Consider the following 17,998-nt stretch of genomic DNA (forward strand, 5'->3'; position numbering starts at 1 on the left):
GCTAAACTATTTCTGACGCAGGGGAAACCTCGAAATCGAATGACGGCGGATATGACCCCGACTTGCAAATCCCCCAACGGCCCCCCACAGTCCTGCGCAGAGGAGACCAGCATGACCGACACCATAGCCGAATTCCGCATTCCGACCCAAGAACTGCGCGACGACATTCCGTTCTACACCAAGGTTCTGGGCATGCGGATGGACATGATCTATCCGGCGGATGACCCACGGGTTGCGGTGTTTTCGGGGCATGGCCTGCGCCTGCGGGTGGAAAAGGACGCGCCCGAGGCGCCGGGCACCTTGCGCATCCTCACCGATGATCCGGACAGTTTTGCCGGCGGTCAGCGCAGCCTGGTCGCCCCCAACGGCACCCGCGTCGAGATCGAAGAGCGCAACCCGCCCCTGGTGATGCCCGAGACGGTTCATTCCTTCGTCGTTCGCAGGCTAAAAGATCAGGCGCCCTGGATCATCGGGCGCGCGGGCATGCACTACCGCGATCTGGTGCCGGACCGGCTGGGCGGGTCGATCATCGCCAGCCATATCCGCATTCCCGACGGCGGCCCGGTCCCAGACATGGTGCATTTCCACAAGGTCGGGTTCCAGCTGATCTTCTGCATCCATGGCTGGGTCGATGTCGTCTACGAGGATCAGGGCGACAAGATGCGCCTGACCGCTGGCGACTGTTTCATTCAGCCGCCCGAAATCCGGCACCGCGTGCTCGAGGCGTCGGACAACGTGCAGGTGATTGAAATCGGCGTTCCGGCCGAGCATGTCACCGAGATCGACCACCAAATGCAGTTGCCTACTCCGCATTACCGCCCCGAGAGGGAATGGCAGGGCCAGCGGTTCGTCTACAACCGGGCCGAAGGGGCAGCGTGGCAGCCGTTCCGCCTGCCGGGCTATCAATGCCGCGACACGACGATTGCAGAAAACACCAAGGGCGTGGCGGGCGTTCAGGTGGTGCGCCGGGGGCAGGGCGACCCGGTCTGGGCCAGCCATGATGCCGATATCCACTTTACCTTCGTGATGAACGGGGCCGTCACCCTGGAAGGTGAAGGCCGTGATCCGTTTCGACTGGAGCAGGGTGATGCCTTTGTCATCCCACCCGGAATGCGCACGCGGCTGGCCGACCCCAGCGACGATGTCGAACTGCTCGAGGTCACGCTGCCGGGGTATTTCAAGACCGATCTGGGCTGAGGCGCGGACATTCGGGTGCAGAGGGGGCTTCAATTCCCCCGCGGATTTCCAGTAGGGTATGGCATTCTGACCAGATGATCAAAAATCGGGGAATCGCCATGTCGTTGAAAGAAGCAGCCCTCAAGGTGCGTGAAAACGCCTATGCGCCCTATTCGAATTTCAAGGTGGGTGCCGCGGTCCGCACCCCGTCGGGCGCAGTGTTCGCGGGCTGCAACGTGGAAAACGTGGCCTATCCCGAAGGCACCTGCGCCGAGGCCGGGGCGATCGCCGCGATGGTCGCCGCCGGAGAAAACAAGCTGGCCGATGTCTATGTGGTGGCCTCCAGCCCGCAACCGGTGCCACCCTGCGGCGGATGCCGGCAGAAACTGGCCGAGTTCGGGGACAAGGATGTGGTGGTCACCATGGCGACGGTGGACGGGATTGAGACCCGCACGACCATCGGCGAGCTGCTGCCCGGCGCCTTCGACGCCTCGTTCATGTAAGGGCCGCGCCCATGGACGCCCGTTCGATCATCGCGAAACTGCGCCGCCGCGAAGTGCCGGATGCCGGCGAGCTGGCGTGGTTCGCCCAGGGTCTGGCCGATGGCAGCGTCAGCGACGCCCAGGCCGGAGCCTTCGCCATGGCCGTCTGCATGGGCGGGCTGGGTCCCGAGGGCCGCGCCGCGCTGACGCTGGCCATGCGCGACAGCGGTGAGGTTCTGACCTGGAACCTGGACGGCCCGGTGATCGATAAGCATTCGACCGGCGGGGTGGGGGATTGCGTCAGCCTTGTTCTGGCCCCGGCGCTGGCGGAATGCGGGGCCTATGTGCCGATGATCTCGGGCCGCGGTCTGGGCCATACCGGCGGGACACTCGACAAGCTCGAGGCGATCCCCGGCGTGTCGACCCAGATCAGTCAGGACCGGCTGGCCCAGATCTTGGCCGAGACTGGCGCCGCAATCGTTGGCGCAACGGCACAGATCGCCCCAGCGGACAAACGGCTCTATGCCATCCGCGACGTGACCGCCACGGTTGAAAGCCTCGATCTGATCACCGCCTCGATCCTGTCCAAGAAACTGGCGGCCAGCCCGGATGCGCTGGTGCTGGACGTCAAAGTGGGCAGCGGGGCCTTCATGAAAACGCTGGACGAGGCGCGCAAGCTGGCGCAGGCCCTGACGGAAACGGCCAATACGGCCGGGTGCCGGACCTCGGCCCTGATCACCGACATGAATCAGCCGCTGGCGCCCGCCTTGGGCAACGCCCTGGAAATCGCCGAGGTGATGAAAGTGCTGACCGGTGGGCAACCCTCGCCCCTGGCCGAGATTTCGGCCGAACTGGGCGGTGTTCTGCTGTCTGACGCCGGTATGGTCAACGACGCGCAGGCCGGGCGGGACATGATCGCCGAGGTGATCCGCGATGGCCGCGCGGCCGAACGGTTCGGCCGGATGATGGCCGCGGTGGGCGGGCCGCTGGGCCTGGTCGAGGACTGGGCGCGCTATCTGCCCGAGGCCAGCGTGATCCTTGAAGTCACGGCGCAGGACGAAGGTTATGTAACCGCAATGGACGGCGAGGCGCTGGGCCTTGCGGTCGTGGCGCTGGGCGGTGGCAGGCAGGTGGAAAGCGACGTGATCGACCCGGCGGTGGGCCTGTCGGGGCTGGTGCGGCTGGGCGAAAAGGTCTCGGACGGAACGCCGCTGGCCGTGGCCCATGCCGCGCGAGAGGACGCCGCGCAGCGTGCCGCGCAAGCCGTGCGTGCCGCAATCACCATCGGCCCGGCGCCCGTTCCGGTGCCGGAGCTGGTACAGGAAAGGATCCTCGCATGAGCCGCGCGTTCCTTGTGGTGATGGATTCGGTGGGCATCGGCGGCGCGCCGGATGCCGACCGCTTTTTCAACGGCGACGTGCCGGATACCGGCGCCAACACGGTGGCCCATATCGCGCAGGCCTGCGCTGAAGAGCGGGCCGAGGATGGCCGGTCCGGGCCGTTGCGCCTGCCCAACCTCGATGCGCTGGGGCTGGGGGCGGCGGTGCGGCTGGCCTCGGGCGCGGATGTGCCGGGCTTGGAGGCCGACCCGACCGGCCTGTGGGGGTGCGCGCGCGAACATTCGCCGGGCAAGGACACGCCGTCGGGTCATTGGGAGCTGGCCGGGCTGCCGGTGCCGTGGGACTGGCACTATTTCCCCGACACGGTCCCCACGTTCCCTGATGATGTGACCCGCGCCGCCGCACAAGCTGCAGGTACCGAGGGCATTCTGGGCATATGCCATGCCTCGGGTACCACGATCATTGCCGAACTGGGTGCTGAACATATGCGCACGGGTTGGCCGATCTGCTATACCTCGGCCGACAGCGTGTTCCAGATTGCCGCGCACGAGGAGACGTTCGGGCTGGAGCGCCTGTACCAAATGTGCCGGACACTGGCCCCCATGCTGCACGAGATGAAGGTCGGACGGGTGATCGCGCGCCCCTTCGTGGGTTCGCCCGAACAGGGGTTCGTCCGCACCACCAACCGCAAGGATTTCGCCATCACGCCGCCCGCGCCGGTGCTGACCAACTGGGCGCAGGATGCCGGGCGCAAGGTGCATGGTGTGGGCAAGATCGGCGACATCTTCTCGATGCAGGGGATCGATACGCTGGACAAGGGCTCGGACGCCGATCTGATGGGTCACCTCTCGCGCCTTGTGGACAGCGCCGAGGACGGCAGCCTGACTTTCGCAAATTTCGTCGAGTTTGACAGCCAGTACGGCCACCGGCGCGACATCTCGGGCTATGCGCGCGCGCTGGAGTGGTTTGACGCCCAGATCGGCCGTATCCTGCCCCGGCTGCGCCCGGGCGACCTGTTTCTGTTGACCGCCGATCACGGCAACGACCCCAGCTGGGTCGGCACTGACCACACCCGCGAACAGGTGCCGGTGCTGATCGCCGGCCTGGGGGCCGGACAGATCGGGCAAGTCAATTTCGCCGACGTGGCCGCCAGCATCGCCCATCACCTGAACATTCCGGCGCAAGGGCCGGGAAGGACCTTTCTATGACCGTCGCAGACCTGCCCAAGATCGAACTGCACCTGCATCACGAAGGCGCGGCCCCGCCCGCCTTCATCCGCCAGCTGGCGCATGAAAAGAAGGTTGACCTGAGCGGCATTTTCAAACCCGACGGCAGCTATGACTTTCGCGATTTCGCGCATTTCCTCAGCGTCTACGAGGCCGCTTGCGAAGTGTTGAAAACCCCTGAGGATTTCCGCCGCCTGACGCTGGCGATCCTGGAGGAAAGCGCGGCGAACGGGGTGGTCTATTCCGAAACCTTCCTCAGCCCCGATTTCTGCGGCGGGGGCGATCTGTATGCCTGGCGCGACTATCTGGCCGCCATTCAGGACGCCGCTGACGAGGCCGAGCACAAGTTCGACATCACCCTGCGCGGCGTGGTGACCTGCGTGCGCCATTTCGGACCCGACAAGGCCAAGCGCAGCGCGCGCTGCGCCGCCGAAACCGCGGGTGACTGGATCACCGGGTTCGGTATGGGCGGGAACGAGGCCATGGGCCAGCAGGCCGATTTCAAATGGGCCTTCGACTGCGCGCGCGAGGCCGGATTGCGCCTGACTACCCATGCCGGCGAATTCGGCGGCCCTGAAAGCGTCCGCGATGCGGTCCGCGCGCTGGGGGTCGAACGTGTGGGCCATGGGGTTCGTGCCATCGAAGACCCCGATTTGGTACATGAACTGGCCGACCGGGGCGTCACGCTCGAGGTCTGCCCGGGCTCGAACGTGGTGCTGGGCCTGTACCCTGATTTTGCCGCCCACCCGATCGCGCGGCTGCGCGCGGCGGGTGTGAAGGTCACGGTATCCACCGATGACCCGCCGTTTTTTCATACCACCCTGCGCCGCGAATATGACATGCTGGCCCAGGCCTTCGGCTGGGATGCCGAGGATTTCGCCGCGCTGAACGACACCGCCCTGAATGCCGCATTCTGCGATGAAGAGACCCGCGCAAGGGTTAGAAAAAGACTGGAGAACACATGAGCGAACATCTGACCGTCGTCGACCACCCGCTGGTTCAGCACAAACTGACGCTCATGAGGGACAAGGGCACCTCGACCGCCTCGTTCCGGCAATTGCTGCGCGAGATCACGCTGCTGCTGGCCTATGAAGTCACGCGCGAAATGCCCCTGACCACGCGCCATATCGAAACCCCGATGGAGGAAATGGACGCGCCGATCCTGGCGGGCAAGAAGCTGGCGCTGGTGTCGATCCTGCGCGCGGGCAACGGGATGCTGGACGGCGTTCTGGAGCTGGTGCCCTCGGCGCGGGTCGGATTTGTGGGCCTGTATCGCGATGAAGAAACGCTGCAGCCGGTGCAGTACTACTTCAAGGCCCCCGAAGGCCTTAAAGATCGGCTGGTTATTGCGGTTGACCCGATGCTGGCCACCGGCAACAGCTCGGCCGCAGCGATCGACCTTCTGAAACAGGCCGGTGCCACCGACATCCGGTTCCTGTGCCTGCTGGCCGCCCCCGAAGGCGTGGCCCGCATGAAAGAAGCGCATCCCGACGTCAAGATCGTGACTGCCGCACTAGACCGCGAGCTGAATTCCAAAGGCTACATCATGCCCGGTCTGGGCGATGCCGGAGACCGGATGTTCGGCACCAAATAGGCGCGCCTAGTCGCTGCAGATGTTCTGCAGCCGTACCCAGTCCCGGTCGGGCAAAACCTGATCCAAAGGCTGACCCGCCATCGGGTCGGCCTCGATCAAACCCAGAACCGTTTCGCCGGTTATGTCAACTGCATAGGCATATGGGGTTGAGGGCAAATTGGCGGACGCAAACGCCTCCAGCAGGTCGTCTTCCGGAACTGCGGGGCGGGGTTCGGCCAGAACCTGTTCGGTATAGGTGTCCACGATCTGGGGTGTCAGTTCGCCCGTCGTCAGCAGGCGAAACGCTGCAGTGGGCCCAGTTTTGTCCAGGAGATCGTCCAACGGATCATGCAGCCTGGCCCGCGTGCGTTCAGCTATCACGTAACCGGCGGCAACCGCGGGATCTTCACTGTCTTCAACCAGCGCTCGGTTCAGCAGCACGATCCCTCCGGGAAGTGACAGGCTTTCCCGCACCCCGGCCGGCAACACAACGATCCGTCGCACGCCTGTTCTCTGGGCCAGCCTCTGCAGCGCCGGCTGCGCGTCCGCCGAGGCGCAGGCCCGGCCCGAAACCCGTTCGATCCGTTGCAGAATCGTGTTCCCGATGTCCTGCCGTTTGATTTCGGGCACGACCTTTTCGACATGGCTTTGCAGGGCGCCGGGCAGCCAGAACAGCAAGACCGCCGCGACAGCCGCAACCACGCCGCCGACGCTGGCCCACCGCAGGCGTCCGGGATGCGGGCGCGCCCGTTCGATGGCGCGTTGCAAGCGGTCGATTGCCTCGATCATGGTGGTTTCGGACTGCTCCAGCTCCAGTGTCTCATCCGGGTCGCCGTCTGGATTGAATATTGCGGGGAACTTGCCCGGGTTCTGCCTTTCAAGTGCGGCAAGCGACCAGTGCGTCAGCGCGCGATCGTTGAAATCGGTGATGGTCAACGTTGCCTCGCCGATCGAAACAACCACTTCGCGCCGCTGCTCGTCGGGCGACGGGCGCCACAGACCGGTAGCCTCGATCCGCTGGTATTGTTTCAGTGCCGTCATTTCGATGAGGTCTGCTCGTTTTTTCTTTTGTCGATTCCTAGCACGGAGAGATTAATCCGCGCAAACCTGTTGCGTGGTGATTTGGAAATGTGCTCGATAACCGGGACGCGTAGTTTCGGCCAAAGGGCCCGGAGGCCAAGGCCACATGCAGACAGCACATCCTTCTTCACCGGTTCTTGCATCGGTTCTGATGGTCTCGGCCATGGCAATCATCGGCGTCGTGGACAATTTCGTCATTCGGCTGGCCGAAACGATCGGTCTGTGGCAATTCCACCTAAGCCGGGCCGTGATGATGCTGCCTCTTATCGTTGGACTGTCGTTTCTTGGGTTTGGAGGGCTGCGACCTCAGAGGTTTTGGGCGGTCCTGCTGCGCAGTGTTCTGATCACCCTGGCGATGTTGTTCTATTTCAGCTCACTGGCTTTGATGCCAATTGCTCAGGCCCTTGCGGGGCTGTTCACATCACCGATCTTCGTTCTGTTGATTTCCGCGCTGTTGCTGGACCAGAAGATCGGCCCCTGGCGGGTCCTGGCTGTGCTTATGGGTTTTGTCGGAATCCTCTGTGTATTGCAGCCTGACCCCAATGCCTTTGATGCGACCAGCCTTTTGCCGGTGGCAGGCGGCTTTTTCTATGCGCTCAGTGCGATCCTGACCCGAACGCATTGTGCAAACGAAAGCACCGTCGCTTTGCTGGCCGCGATGATTGTCACGCTTGGGCTGGCCGGCGCTCTTGGTCTCGCCGTTTTTTCGGTTTTGCCGGTTGTGGAGTCTGACGGCCCGGCCGGTTTTGTGACCCGGGGCTGGGTCTGGCCGATGGAGGCCGCTCTGCCGTGGGTCGCATTGCAGGCGGTTGGGTCCACGGCTGCGGTATTCATGCTGATCAAGGCCTACCAACTGGGCGAGCCGTCATATGTCGCGGTGTTCGAGTATTCGGTCATGATCTTCGGGCCGGTTTTTGCCTGGGTGGTGATGGGGCAGGGGATCGGACCGCTGCAGATTGCGGGCATCGCCCTGATCGCCGCGGCCGGCGCAGTGCTGGCGTGGCGGGCGAGCGTGGTTCCCCAACGGGAACCGGCGCAATGATTCTATCAACAGGGCGGACCTACATCTTCATACATATTCCCAAGACCGGGGGAACATCACTGGCGCTGGCGCTCGAGCAGCGGGCCATGAAGGACGATATCCTGGTGGGCGACACCCCCAAGGCGCAGCGCAGAAACAAACGCAACAGGTCACTGAAGACGGCGGGAAGGCTGTGGAAACACTCCCGTCTGACCGATTTGCGGGGGCTTTTGCCCGACCAGCAGATGCAAGAGATGTTCGTGTTCACGCTGATCCGCAACCCGTGGGACCGGATGGTCAGCTATTACTACTGGCTGAGGGATCAGTCCTTTGATCACCCAGCAGTCCATCTGGCCGGGCGGCTGGATTTTGAGGCCTTTGTTCTGCACCCTAAAATCCAGCAGTCCTTTCGGGAAAACCCGTTCCCATCCTATGTCAGAGACGCCACCGGAACCGATCTTTGTCGCGCATACATTCGGATCGAAAGCTTTCAGCGGGATGCGGCCCCACTGTTCGATCATCTGGGGTTTCGTCTGGACCTTCCGCATGAAAACCGGTCAGCCCGGGGGGCGGAATACGCCAACTACTACTCGGTTCAGGCAAAAAAGGCGGTGTTTGACGTTTGTCGCGAAGACATAGAGAGATTCGAATATCAGTTCGAATAAGGCTGGTCGATTATTTCCCAAATTGTGCAAAACGCTGACAAATGCAGGCTTTTGTTTATAGGAAACGCGATTAATGGGGCGAAAAAGGCCCAAATTGGCCCGAAATATGGCAAAACTAAGTCGCTCCCGAAAACTTCGTGCTAGCCCAATGGGATAGTTTGAAAGTGCCAAAAGGGGGTAGGCACGTGTTGGAAGTAGTGAGTGTTTCGGGGTTTTCCGAAAATAATATCCAGACCGTACCGGGTGACGCCGTTTCGGTCAGGCGTGGCGGATTGCTGCATGGAACGAAGGTTGCCACCACCAATGGCTGGAAGCTGGCCGAGGCATTGATCGCCGGGGATCTGGTCAGAACGATGGACAACGGATTCCAGGAAGTGAAACGCTTGTCCCACGACAGAATAGCCGTACCGGCTGGCGAGACCCGTCCTGATTTTCTGCCCGTGCGCGTGCCGTCACGCGCGGCATACAACGGTCGTGAGGTCTGGCTGATGCCCGAGCAGGGAATGGCCGTAGCCTTGTCTTCTGATGGAAACATAGACGAGGGGCTGGCGATCATTCCGGCGCGCCTGCTGAGCGGGCACTTCAGCTTTTCCTCTCAGACACCGGCAGAGGAATTCCAGGTCACATCGCTGTTTTTTGAGCAGGACGTAGTGGTCTTCATCGAGGGTGGCTTTCAAGCCTTCTGTTCCTCGTGCCGCATCCGTTCGCTGTCTGGTCCGTCCCGACGGTCCTACGCGGTGCTGGAGGAATCCGAGGCGCGGAGCCTCGTCACATCTATCGCAGAGGCGGGCGAACTGTCGGCCCTTGCAAACCCGTTGGGTGCACTGCCTGCACCCATCCCGCAGGAACCGATCTTTCCGATCCGTCCCCCATCGGGGGTGCGGCGTCCGGGACGTCCGGGGCGGCCCAACGTGCCGGCTTTGTTTCTGCGGCCTGAATGGCAGACCTGACCAAACACCTTAAAAAAGATGCTGGCGCATGGGATCATGTGCCAGCATCACTTGGTCAGGCAGCTTTGGCTTCGGGGTCGAAGCGGCCGTAGAAGGTCTGACCTTTTTCGGCCATCTCGCGCAGTAGCGGCGGGCAGGCGAAGCGGTCACCGTACTTCTCCGACAACTGGTCACAACGCTCGGCCGCGTAAGGCGCACCGATGATATCAAGCCAGCTGAACGGACCACCTGACCAGGGCGCAAAGCCCCAGGCCAGGATGGCGCCGACATCGCCTTCGCGGATGTCTTCCAGAACACCTTCTTCAAGCGCGCGCACGGCTTCAAGAACCTGTGCGAACATCAGGCGTTCCTGTACTTCGATCAGGTCGGGCTGCTGCTCGGCCAGCGGATATTTGTCCTGCAGACCTTTCCAGTAGCCGATGCGCTTGCCATTTTCGTCATAATCGAAGAACCCGGCCTTGGACTTGCGGCCCAAGCGACCCTGTTCTTCCATCCAGAAGATCAGATCGTCCGCAGGGCTTTCCGGGTAGGCGTCGCCCATTGCCGCCTTGGTCGCCCGCGCGATCTTGGCGCCCAGGTCGATCGAAGTTTCGTCGGTCAGCTGAACCGGACCCACCGGGAAGCCCAGTTGACGGGCGGCGTTGTCGACCAGAACCGGGCTGACGCCTTCGGTGATCATCCGTGCCCCTTCGTTGATGTAGGGGATGATGCAGCGGTTGCAGTAGAAGAACCGCGCGTCATTGACCACGATCGGCGTCTTGCGGATCTGGCGGACATAGTCCAGCGCCTTGGCCACGGCCCGGTCGCCAGTTTCCTTGCCCTTGATGATCTCGACCAGGAACATCTTCTCGACCGGCGAGAAGAAGTGGATGCCGATGAACTGATCGGGCCGCTTGCTGGCCTTGGCCAGTTCGGTGATCGGCAGGGTCGAGGTGTTCGAGGCAAAGATGCAGTCCTCGGGGATGATCGCCTCGACCTTCTGGGTCATCTCGGCCTTGACTTTGGGGTCCTCGAACACGGCTTCGATGATCAGATCGCAGCCCGCCAGCTTTTCAAGATCAGGCGTGGCGGTGATGCGGGCCAGCATGGCCTCTTTCTTCTCGGCCGTGACCTTGCCACGCTTCATGCCCTTGTCCAGATAGGCTTCGGTATAGGCCTTGCCCTTGTCGGCGGCGGCTTGATCGCGGTCGATCAGCACGACCTCCATCCCGGCCTGCGCCGAGACCAGCGCGATGCCCGCGCCCATCATGCCGGCACCCAGAACGCCCACCTTCTTGACCGACTGGTCCGGAATGCCCTTCGGACGAACGGCGCCTTTTTCCAGCGCTTCCTTGTTCAGGAACAGCGAACGGATCATCGCGCCCGAGGACGGGTTCATCAGCACCGAGGTGAACCAGCGCGCCTCGATCTTCAGCGCTGTGTCGAAATCGACCAGTGCGCCTTCATAGACCGCGCTCAGCAAGGCTTTGGCCGCCGGGAAGGCGCCTTGGGTCTTGCCGTTCACCATCGCCGAGGCGCCCACGAAGTTCATGAACCCCGCAGGGTGATACGGTGCGCCGCCGGGCATCTTGTAGCCCTTGGCGTCCCACGGCTTGACCAGATCGGCGTCCTTGGCGTTCAGAACCCATTCCTTGGCCGCGGCCAGCGGATCGGCTGCGATCTCGTCGATGTAGCCTGCGCCCTTGGCCTTTTTCACGTCCAGCATCTTGCCTTCCAGCAGCAGCGGAGCCGCCGCGATGGCGCCCACTTTGCGGACCATACGCGTGGTGCCGCCTGCGCCGGGGAAGATGCCGACCATGATTTCCGGCAGGCCGTATTTGGCCTTGGGGTTCTCGGCGGCAAAGATGCGGTGCGTGGCCAGCGGCAGCTCCATCCCGATGCCGGCGGCGGTGCCGGGCAGGGCGGCCGCGATCGGCTTGCCACCTTTCTTGGTCTTGGGGTCCATGCCGGCCAGCTCGATCTTGCGCAGCAGGGCGTGCATCTTCATAGTGCCTTCGAACAGGCCCTTGGCCGGGTCGTCGCCCGCCTGTTCCTTCATCACCGCCAGCAGGTTCAGGTCCATGCCGCCGGCAAACGAGCCTTCCTTGCCGCTGGTGATCACGATGCCTTTGATCTCGTCATCGGCCAGCGCCTGATCAATGCAGTCGTTCAGTTCGGACAGGCCGTCGAACGACATCACGTTCATGGTCTTGCCGGGGACGTCCCAGGTGATGATGCCAACGCCGTCGGCGTCTTTGGTCAGTGTAAAATCAGCCATTTTTCTTCTCCTGATCCCCGCCGTTACACACGTTCGATGATGGTTGCCGCGCCCATGCCGGATGCGATGCACAAGGTCGCCAGACCGGTTTCCTTGTCCTGGCGCTCCAGCTCGTCCAGCAGGGTGCCGATGATGATCGCGCCGGTGGCGCCCAGCGGGTGGCCCATGGCGATCGAGCCGCCATTGACGTTGACCAGCGCCGGATCGACGTCAAACGCCTGCTGGAACCGCAGAACGACCGAGGCAAAGGCCTCGTTGACCTCGAACAGGTCCAGATCGCTGATCTTCATGCCGGTTTCCGCCAGGATCTTTTCGGTCACCGGAACCGGGCCGGTCAGCATGATGGTCGGGTCGGTGCCGATCTTGGCGGTGGCCTTGATGCGGGCGCGCGGCTTCAGGCCGTATTTCTCGCCGAATTCCTTGTTGCCGATCAGAACAGCCGCCGCGCCATCTACGATACCCGAGCTGTTGCCGGCGTGGTGGATGTGGTTGATCTTTTCCAGATGCGGGTATTTCAGCATCGCCACCTTGTCGAAACCGGGCATCTGCTCGCCCATCATCTGGAACGAGGGGTTCAGCGCGCCGAGGCTCTGCATGTCGGTGCCGGGGCGCATATATTCGTCGCGGTCTAGAATGGTCAGGCCGTTGCGGTCTTTCACCGAGATCACCGACTTGGCAAAGCGGTTCTCTTCCCACGCCTTGGCCGCGCGTTTCTGCGACTCGACGGCCAGCGCGTCTGCATCGTCGCGGCTGAAACCGTATTCGGTGGCGATGATGTCGGCCGAGATGCCCTGAGGGACGAAATAGGTCTCCATCGCCAGCGACGGATCGACCGCGATGGCGGCGCCGTCGCTGCCCATGGGCACGCGGCCCATCATCTCGACGCCACCGGCGATATAGGCCTCGCCCGCGCCGCCCTTGACCTGGTTGGCGGCCAGGTTCACGGCCTCCATGCCGGATGCGCAGAACCGGTTGATCGCCAGACCGGGGATCGATTCATCCAGGTCCGAGGCCAGAACCGCGGACCGCGCCAGGCAGCCGCCCTGTTCCATTACCTGGGTGACGTTGCCCCAGATCACGTCCTCGACGGCGTGGCCTTCCAGGTTGTTGCGTTCCTTGATGGCGTTCAGGGCCACCGCCGACAGGCGCACCGAGGTCACCTCGTGCAGGCTGCCGTCCTTGCGGCCCTTGCCGCGCGGGGTGCGCAGGGCATCATAAATGTAAGCTTCGGTCATACTTCTCTCCTCAAGCTCGATCCGACGGATTGCCGGGCATCAGGTCATAGGGGTGTTTCCAGCCGGGCTGCTCGGACAGGCGGGTCAGCCAGGCGTCGATATGGGGCCATTCGGCACGGTCAAAGCCGAACGGTTCGGGGTAATACAGGTAGCCGCAGCAGCTGAGATCGGCGTTGGTCACGCTGTCGCCGACGATCCAGTCGCGTCCCTCAAGATGCGCGTTCAGCACCTGATAGGCGGCTTTCAGTCGGCCCTGGTTGAAGGCGAGCACATCCGGGTTGCGGTGCTGTTCGGGCAGAAAGTTGATCAGGAACCGGGTCATGCCAGCCATCGAGCTGAACTTGTGGTTGTCCCACAGCACCCAGCGCAGGATGTCATAGTTCTCTTCCCGCGTCTTGCCGCCGAATTTCCCGGACTTCTCGGTGACATAGGCCTGAATCGCGCCCGACTGGCTGGTCCGGAAATCTCCGTCGATCAACACCGGCGCTTCGCCCATTTCGTTGACTTCGGCGCGGTATTCGGGGGTTCGGGTCTGGCCGTTGAAGAAATCGACAAAGACCGGCTGCCATTCCAGCCCCGACATCTCAAGTGCCAAGGCAGCCTTGTATGAGTTTCCGCTTTCTCCGAAGCAATGCAGTTTTATCGTCATGCACTCACCCCTCCCAAGGCGGTTTGTACGGTTTTCGTCACGCACGTGTTTCAAGAAAGACCTGTCTCGCGGGCCGCAGCCGCGTTCGGACTTGTCTTGCTGAAAACACGCCGGGCCTGGGCCAGGCATCGGGGTCGTTTAGCGTTTGCGCGCCTCAAGCTCGGAATTGAAGATGCGCAGCCGGTGGGTCAGGTTCTCCTCGTCGATCACGCTGTTGAAATTCTCGAACAGGAATGACAGCGCCTCTCCTTCGTCCAGCCCGGCCTCGCGGGCAAAACTCTTGAGTTTTCGATACCCGTCCTCGGTCATGGCGACGGGAAAGCGGCGGGTCAGGCGAAAGCGTTTGGGCATGTCAACTCCTTGGTGAGCGCTGGTTCCGGGCGGGGTCGCCCGGAACCAGACTGGGATCAGAAGTTCGCCGCGTCCAGTGCCATCACCGTGTCGGCGCCGGTCTGGATCCGCGCGAGGTGCATGCCCGTGGCCGGCAGACGGCGCGCCATGTAGTAGCGGCCGGTGGCGATCTTGGTTTCGTAGAAGTCCTTGTCGGACGCACCGGCATCCAGCGCTTCTTGCGCGGCCTTGGCCATCTGAGCCCACATCAGGCCCAGGCAGACATGACCGAACATGTGCATGAAGTCATACGAGCCCGACAGAGCGTTGTTCGGGTTGGTCATGCCGTTCTGCATGAAATACATGCCGGCGGCCTGCAGGTCCTTCGAGGCGGCCTTCAGCGGTTCGATGAACGCCTTGTCATAGGCTTGGTCCTTGCCGCTGTTTTCCTTGCAGAAGGTTTTGACCATGTCGAAGAAGGCCATGACATGCTTGCCGCCGTCCTGCGCCAGCTTGCGGCCGACCAGGTCCAGCGCCTGAACGCCGTTGGCCCCTTCGTAGATCATGGCGATGCGGGCGTCGCGGGTGTATTGCGACATGCCCCATTCCTCGATGTAGCCATGGCCGCCATAGACCTGCTGGGCCTGAACGGTCATGTCGTAACCCTCATCGGTCAGGAAGCCCTTGATGACCGGGGTCATCAGCGAGATCAGCCCGTCGGCATCCTTGTCACCCGAACGGTGCGCCTTGTCGATCAGGGTCGCGCCCCACAGGATGAAGGCCCGCGCGCCTTCCACAAAGCTTTTCTGGTCCATCAGGTTGCGGCGGATGTCGGGATGTACGATCAGCGGATCGGCCGGGCCGTCGGGATTCTTGGCGCCGGTCACGTCGCGGCCTTGCAGGCGGTCCTTGGCGTATTCCAGCGCGTTCTGATAGGCGGCTTCGGCCTGAGCCAGACCTTGCATGCCGACACCCAAACGCGCTTCGTTCATCATGGTGAACATGGCGCGCATGCCCTTGTGTTCCTGACCCAGCAGCCAGCCGGTTGCGCCGTCATAGTTCATCACGCAGGTCGAGTTGCCGTGGATGCCCATCTTTTCTTCGATCTTGCCGACCGAAACGCCGTTGCGCTCACCCAGGCTGCCGTCTTCGTTCACCAGGAACTTGGGGACGATGAACAACGACACGCCCTTGATGCCCTCGGGGCCGCCGGGGATCTTGGCCAGCACCAGGTGGATGATGTTGTCGGCCATGTCGTGATCGCCGGACGAGATAAAGATCTTCTGGCCGGTGATCTTGTAGCTGCCATCACCCTGCGGCTCGGCCTTGGTGCGCATCAGGCCCAGATCGGTGCCGCAATGCGGCTCGGTCAGGTTCATGGTGCCGGTCCATTCACAGCTGACCATCTTGGGCAGATATGTGTCTTTCTGCGCATCGGTACCATGCGCCAGGATGGCTGAGGCCGCGCCGTGGGTCAGGCCCTGATACATCGTGAAGGCCTGGTTCGCGGCCGAGAACATCTCGCCCACGGCCGTGCCAAGAACATAAGGCATGTTCTGGCCGCCATATTCCTCGGGCATGTCCAGACCGGTCCAGCCGCCTTCCTTGACCTGCTCGAACGCATCCTTGAACCCGGTCGGGGTGTAGACGACGCCGTTTTCCAACCGGCAGCCTTCGGTGTCGCCGACCACGTTCAGCGGGTGCAGCAGGTTGACGGCGACCTTGCCGGCCTCTTCCAGAACGGCGCCCGTGAACTCGGGCTCCAGCTCATTGTAGCCCGGAATATCCGAGGCCGAGATTTTCAGAACGTCATGCAGAACGAATTGCGTGTCTTTGGTAGGCGCGTTGTAAACGGGCATTTGAAGCTCCCTTAATTCAGATGTCCGGGTGGCAGGCGGGCGAGGAGTTACTCGGCCGCCTTCTTTTCCTGTTTCATCGAGGCGATGACCTTCTCGCCCCAGCGCAACTGCTCCTTCAGATCGTCAATGGCCTGAGTCAGTTCCTCGCGGCGGGCTTCCATGTCCGCCAGACGTTCGCACGCGATTTCATAGGTGCGGGTCATCTGGGTCAGTTGCTGGTCGCCGACATGGTACAGATCCAGAAGCTGTCGAATCTCTTCCAGGCTGAAACCAAAGCGTTTGCCGCGCAGGATCAGCTTGAGTCGCGCCCTGTCACGTTTGGTGAACAGCCGTTTCTGGCCCTCACGGATCGGAAACAAAAGCTCTTTGGCTTCGTAGAACCGCAAGGTCCGCGGCGTGACGTCATAGGTCTCGCACATCTCGCGGATGGTCATAAGATCTTCGGTCATTGGTCACCCTCTCGTCGCTGGCGTCATGAGAAAGTTGCGCAGTCGATGGCCGCTTTACAACATGAGATTGACGTTTACGTAATCCAGACGCTGCGTCACAAAGAAATTGACGTAACTTCCGGTCGCGTAAAGCGGCGGGTTGGCAATTTTCTTTCCGTTGGGTCAGCCAAATCCACTGTACCGGCGCGGTTCGAAGCCGACGGGCAGGCGGCAGGGCGCCAGCCGAAAAATGCAGATTTCCGGTGTAATGAAGGATGGATTTGGGGGCTCGAACTGGCCGATTTAGGTCAGGGAGTTGGCCGTTTGATCGCGAAGGCGCTGCAACTCGTCCATAGCTTCGTCCAGTTGCTGACGCTGCTGACGCAGCTCTTCCATCTGGCGGTCGGCCATTTCGATAAAGGTAGCCATCTGGGCCTTGTTGCCTTGATCTTCGTAGATCAACAACCACTGCCGGATTTCCTCAAGTGGAAACCCGAACTTTCGGCCACGCATGATCAGCTTCATCCGCGCACGCTCGCGCGGACCGTAAAACCGGGACCGTCCTTCCCGGTCTGGCTGCAGCAGCTCGATATACTCGTAGTAGCGCAGGGTGCGCGGAGTCACGTCGAACTCGGCGCACATCTCTTTGAATGACAAACGCTTGTCGGACATTCCTGTTCTCCTCGGTTGCAACCTAGGGCGTTGTGCGGACAAGCGCAACAGGCGGGCTTGCCCTTTGCGCGCAGAGCAGATCATAAAGGGGCAGGACAACAGGACTGAACCTCATGGTCGACAAGACAGTACTCGCCCGCCAGTTCATCGAGGCGATCCCCCATGCGCGGGCCCTGGGCCTGACGCTGACCCATATCGGCGAGGGTGAGGCCGAGATCACCATGCCTTACAACGAGGATCTGATCGGCGATCCCCGCACTGGCGTGGTTCACGGCGGGGCTGTGTCGGCCAGCCTGGATACTTGCTGCGGGGCTGCGGTCATGAGCCACCCGGCCGCGCCCGGCGGCACAGCCACCATCGACCTGCGCATCGACTACATGCGCGCCGCAACGCCCGGCCAGACGATCACCACCCGCGCGACCTGCTATCACATCACGCGCAACGTGGCCTTCGTGCGCGCAACCGCGATGGACGACGAACAGGATCGCCCGGTGGCCACCGCCTCGGGCGCCTTCACGGTCGAGGGGAAGTGAGATGGCAAGACCCCGTCCCGAACCGATGCAGGTGGTGAAACAGCGCCGCGACGCGGCCCTCAAGGCGCTGGTCGAGGGGGTCCCGTATATCCGGTTCCTCAACATCAGCTTCGACCGGCGCGGAGACGAACTGACCGGAGTTCTGAATTTCGACGAAAAGCTGATCGGCAACCCATTCCTGCCAGCGATTCATGGGGGCGTCACGGCGGCCTTTCTCGAGGTGACGGCGGTGATCACGCTCAGCTGGGAGCACCTGTTCCCGCGCATCGAAAGCGGTGAGATTGACGCCGAGGACATCATCTCCGATCACAGTATCCGCTTTCCCAAGACCATCGACTTTACGGTGGACTACCTGCGCTCGGGCCTGCCGCGCGATGCCTATGCGCGCGCCTTCATCAGCCGGGCAGGGCGGCGGTACGCCTCGGTGCGCGTCGAGGCCTGGCAGGACAACCACGCCAAGCTGTTCGCGCAGGCCACAGGGCATTTCCTGATGCCGCAAGAGCCTTCGGCCAAGGGCTGAGC

19 protein-coding genes are annotated in these 17,998 nt (G+C 62.4%); 11 read left to right on the top strand and 8 right to left on the bottom strand.

What is annotated here, in order from left to right; translation table 11 throughout:
- Positions 1–111 precede the first annotated feature (111 nt).
- The 6 genes from ACR0FC_RS01515 (at position 112) to upp (ending at position 5,818) form a co-directional block, all read left to right on the top strand.
- Positions 112–1,197: a cupin domain-containing protein gene (locus ACR0FC_RS01515; RefSeq protein ID WP_170337646.1), complete on the top strand. Its 1,086-nt coding sequence runs from the start codon at positions 112–114 to the stop codon at positions 1,195–1,197.
- 98 nt (positions 1,198–1,295) lie between these two features.
- Positions 1,296–1,679 (top strand): cytidine deaminase, encoded by a 384-nt coding sequence (locus ACR0FC_RS01520; protein ID WP_170337647.1) that lies wholly within the window; start codon positions 1,296–1,298, stop codon positions 1,677–1,679.
- Between the two features lie 11 nt (positions 1,680–1,690).
- Positions 1,691–2,998 carry a thymidine phosphorylase gene (locus ACR0FC_RS01525; RefSeq protein WP_170337648.1) on the top strand — a complete coding sequence of 436 codons (1,308 nt, stop codon included), beginning with the start codon at positions 1,691–1,693 and terminating at the stop codon, positions 2,996–2,998.
- Positions 2,995–4,206 (top strand): phosphopentomutase, encoded by a 1,212-nt coding sequence (locus ACR0FC_RS01530; RefSeq protein ID WP_170337650.1) that lies wholly within the window; start codon positions 2,995–2,997, stop codon positions 4,204–4,206. Before ACR0FC_RS01525 ends, ACR0FC_RS01530 begins: the two co-directional genes overlap by 4 nt.
- On the top strand, positions 4,203–5,189 hold the full coding sequence (locus tag ACR0FC_RS01535; RefSeq protein WP_170337652.1) for an adenosine deaminase: 987 nt from the start codon (positions 4,203–4,205) through the stop codon (positions 5,187–5,189). The genes ACR0FC_RS01530 and ACR0FC_RS01535 overlap by 4 nt, the downstream gene beginning before the upstream one ends.
- Positions 5,186–5,818 (top strand): uracil phosphoribosyltransferase, encoded by a 633-nt coding sequence (upp, locus tag ACR0FC_RS01540; protein ID WP_093962638.1) that lies wholly within the window; start codon positions 5,186–5,188, stop codon positions 5,816–5,818. The genes ACR0FC_RS01535 and upp overlap by 4 nt, the downstream gene beginning before the upstream one ends.
- A gap of 6 nt (positions 5,819–5,824) precedes the next feature.
- On the opposite strand, the gene ACR0FC_RS01545 is transcribed toward upp, so the two are convergent.
- Entirely contained in the window at positions 5,825–6,838 is a 1,014-nt protein-coding gene (locus tag ACR0FC_RS01545) for a hypothetical protein (protein WP_170337654.1), read from the bottom strand.
- 145 nt (positions 6,839–6,983) lie between these two features.
- Here ACR0FC_RS01545 and ACR0FC_RS01550 point away from each other — a divergent pair, with 145 nt between their 5' ends.
- The 3 genes from ACR0FC_RS01550 to ACR0FC_RS01560 all read left to right on the top strand — a co-directional run bounded on the left by ACR0FC_RS01550 (position 6,984) and on the right by ACR0FC_RS01560 (position 9,513).
- Positions 6,984–7,919, top strand: a complete 936-nt coding sequence (locus ACR0FC_RS01550; RefSeq protein ID WP_170337656.1) for a DMT family transporter — start codon at positions 6,984–6,986, stop codon at positions 7,917–7,919.
- Positions 7,916–8,563, top strand: coding sequence for a sulfotransferase family 2 domain-containing protein (locus ACR0FC_RS01555; RefSeq protein WP_170337658.1), 648 nt, complete (start codon positions 7,916–7,918; stop codon positions 8,561–8,563). The genes ACR0FC_RS01550 and ACR0FC_RS01555 overlap by 4 nt, the downstream gene beginning before the upstream one ends.
- 185 nt (positions 8,564–8,748) lie before the next feature.
- Positions 8,749–9,513 carry a Hint domain-containing protein gene (locus ACR0FC_RS01560; protein WP_367646632.1) on the top strand — a complete coding sequence of 255 codons (765 nt, stop codon included), beginning with the start codon at positions 8,749–8,751 and terminating at the stop codon, positions 9,511–9,513.
- Positions 9,514–9,568: 55 nt separating this feature from the next.
- Here ACR0FC_RS01560 and ACR0FC_RS01565 read toward each other — a convergent pair whose 3' ends face one another.
- From ACR0FC_RS01565 to ACR0FC_RS01595, 7 genes are all read right to left on the bottom strand, one after another.
- Positions 9,569–11,770: a 3-hydroxyacyl-CoA dehydrogenase NAD-binding domain-containing protein gene (locus ACR0FC_RS01565; protein WP_170337659.1), complete on the bottom strand. Its 2,202-nt coding sequence runs from the start codon at positions 11,768–11,770 to the stop codon at positions 9,569–9,571.
- A gap of 23 nt (positions 11,771–11,793) precedes the next feature.
- Positions 11,794–13,005, bottom strand: coding sequence for an acetyl-CoA C-acetyltransferase (locus tag ACR0FC_RS01570; RefSeq protein WP_170337662.1), 1,212 nt, complete (start codon positions 13,003–13,005; stop codon positions 11,794–11,796).
- A gap of 10 nt (positions 13,006–13,015) precedes the next feature.
- Positions 13,016–13,654, bottom strand: a complete 639-nt coding sequence (locus ACR0FC_RS01575; RefSeq protein ID WP_170337664.1) for a glutathione S-transferase family protein — start codon at positions 13,652–13,654, stop codon at positions 13,016–13,018.
- Between the two features lie 138 nt (positions 13,655–13,792).
- On the bottom strand, positions 13,793–14,005 hold the full coding sequence (locus tag ACR0FC_RS01580) for a hypothetical protein (RefSeq protein WP_170337666.1): 213 nt from the start codon (positions 14,003–14,005) through the stop codon (positions 13,793–13,795).
- Between the two features lie 56 nt (positions 14,006–14,061).
- Positions 14,062–15,843, bottom strand: coding sequence for an acyl-CoA dehydrogenase C-terminal domain-containing protein (locus ACR0FC_RS01585; RefSeq protein WP_170337668.1), 1,782 nt, complete (start codon positions 15,841–15,843; stop codon positions 14,062–14,064).
- 47 nt (positions 15,844–15,890) lie between these two features.
- Complete coding sequence (locus ACR0FC_RS01590; protein WP_093962630.1) at positions 15,891–16,292, bottom strand: MerR family transcriptional regulator; 402 nt, start codon at positions 16,290–16,292, stop codon at positions 15,891–15,893.
- A gap of 282 nt (positions 16,293–16,574) precedes the next feature.
- The gene (locus ACR0FC_RS01595) at positions 16,575–16,943 is read right to left on the bottom strand and encodes a MerR family transcriptional regulator (RefSeq protein ID WP_170337669.1); all 369 of its coding nucleotides are present in this window, start codon (positions 16,941–16,943) and stop codon (positions 16,575–16,577) included.
- 113 nt (positions 16,944–17,056) lie between these two features.
- On the opposite strand from ACR0FC_RS01595, the gene ACR0FC_RS01600 reads away from it, so the two are divergent.
- The gene (locus ACR0FC_RS01600) at positions 17,057–17,476 is read left to right on the top strand and encodes a PaaI family thioesterase (RefSeq protein WP_170337671.1); all 420 of its coding nucleotides are present in this window, start codon (positions 17,057–17,059) and stop codon (positions 17,474–17,476) included.
- A 1-nt stretch (position 17,477) separates the two neighbouring features.
- On the top strand, positions 17,478–17,996 hold the full coding sequence (locus ACR0FC_RS01605) for a PaaI family thioesterase (protein WP_170337672.1): 519 nt from the start codon (positions 17,478–17,480) through the stop codon (positions 17,994–17,996).
- The last annotated feature ends 2 nt before the right edge of the window (positions 17,997–17,998 follow it).

This window comes from Ruegeria sp. BB9 (genome assembly GCF_056539345.1).

Bases quoted from the DNA above. Each gene is read 5' to 3' on its own strand.
- ACR0FC_RS01545 (WP_170337654.1), bottom strand. From the start codon at position 6,838: ATGACGGCACTGAAACAATACCAGCGGATCGAGGCTACCGGTCTGTGG.
- ACR0FC_RS01530 (WP_170337650.1), top strand. From the start codon at position 2,995: ATGAGCCGCGCGTTCCTTGTGGTGATGGATTCGGTGGGCATCGGCGGC.
- ACR0FC_RS01575 (WP_170337664.1), bottom strand. From the start codon at position 13,654: ATGACGATAAAACTGCATTGCTTCGGAGAAAGCGGAAACTCATACAAG.
- ACR0FC_RS01555 (WP_170337658.1), top strand. From the start codon at position 7,916: ATGATTCTATCAACAGGGCGGACCTACATCTTCATACATATTCCCAAG.
- ACR0FC_RS01580 (WP_170337666.1), bottom strand. From the start codon at position 14,005: ATGCCCAAACGCTTTCGCCTGACCCGCCGCTTTCCCGTCGCCATGACC.
- ACR0FC_RS01590 (WP_093962630.1), bottom strand. From the start codon at position 16,292: ATGACCGAAGATCTTATGACCATCCGCGAGATGTGCGAGACCTATGAC.
- ACR0FC_RS01570 (WP_170337662.1), bottom strand. From the start codon at position 13,005: ATGACCGAAGCTTACATTTATGATGCCCTGCGCACCCCGCGCGGCAAG.
- ACR0FC_RS01600 (WP_170337671.1), top strand. From the start codon at position 17,057: ATGGTCGACAAGACAGTACTCGCCCGCCAGTTCATCGAGGCGATCCCC.
- ACR0FC_RS01550 (WP_170337656.1), top strand. From the start codon at position 6,984: ATGCAGACAGCACATCCTTCTTCACCGGTTCTTGCATCGGTTCTGATG.
- ACR0FC_RS01535 (WP_170337652.1), top strand. From the start codon at position 4,203: ATGACCGTCGCAGACCTGCCCAAGATCGAACTGCACCTGCATCACGAA.
- ACR0FC_RS01515 (WP_170337646.1), top strand. From the start codon at position 112: ATGACCGACACCATAGCCGAATTCCGCATTCCGACCCAAGAACTGCGC.
- ACR0FC_RS01585 (WP_170337668.1), bottom strand. From the start codon at position 15,843: ATGCCCGTTTACAACGCGCCTACCAAAGACACGCAATTCGTTCTGCAT.
- ACR0FC_RS01605 (WP_170337672.1), top strand. From the start codon at position 17,478: ATGGCAAGACCCCGTCCCGAACCGATGCAGGTGGTGAAACAGCGCCGC.
- ACR0FC_RS01520 (WP_170337647.1), top strand. From the start codon at position 1,296: ATGTCGTTGAAAGAAGCAGCCCTCAAGGTGCGTGAAAACGCCTATGCG.
- ACR0FC_RS01525 (WP_170337648.1), top strand. From the start codon at position 1,691: ATGGACGCCCGTTCGATCATCGCGAAACTGCGCCGCCGCGAAGTGCCG.
- ACR0FC_RS01595 (WP_170337669.1), bottom strand. From the start codon at position 16,943: ATGTCCGACAAGCGTTTGTCATTCAAAGAGATGTGCGCCGAGTTCGAC.
- upp (WP_093962638.1), top strand. From the start codon at position 5,186: ATGAGCGAACATCTGACCGTCGTCGACCACCCGCTGGTTCAGCACAAA.
- ACR0FC_RS01565 (WP_170337659.1), bottom strand. From the start codon at position 11,770: ATGGCTGATTTTACACTGACCAAAGACGCCGACGGCGTTGGCATCATC.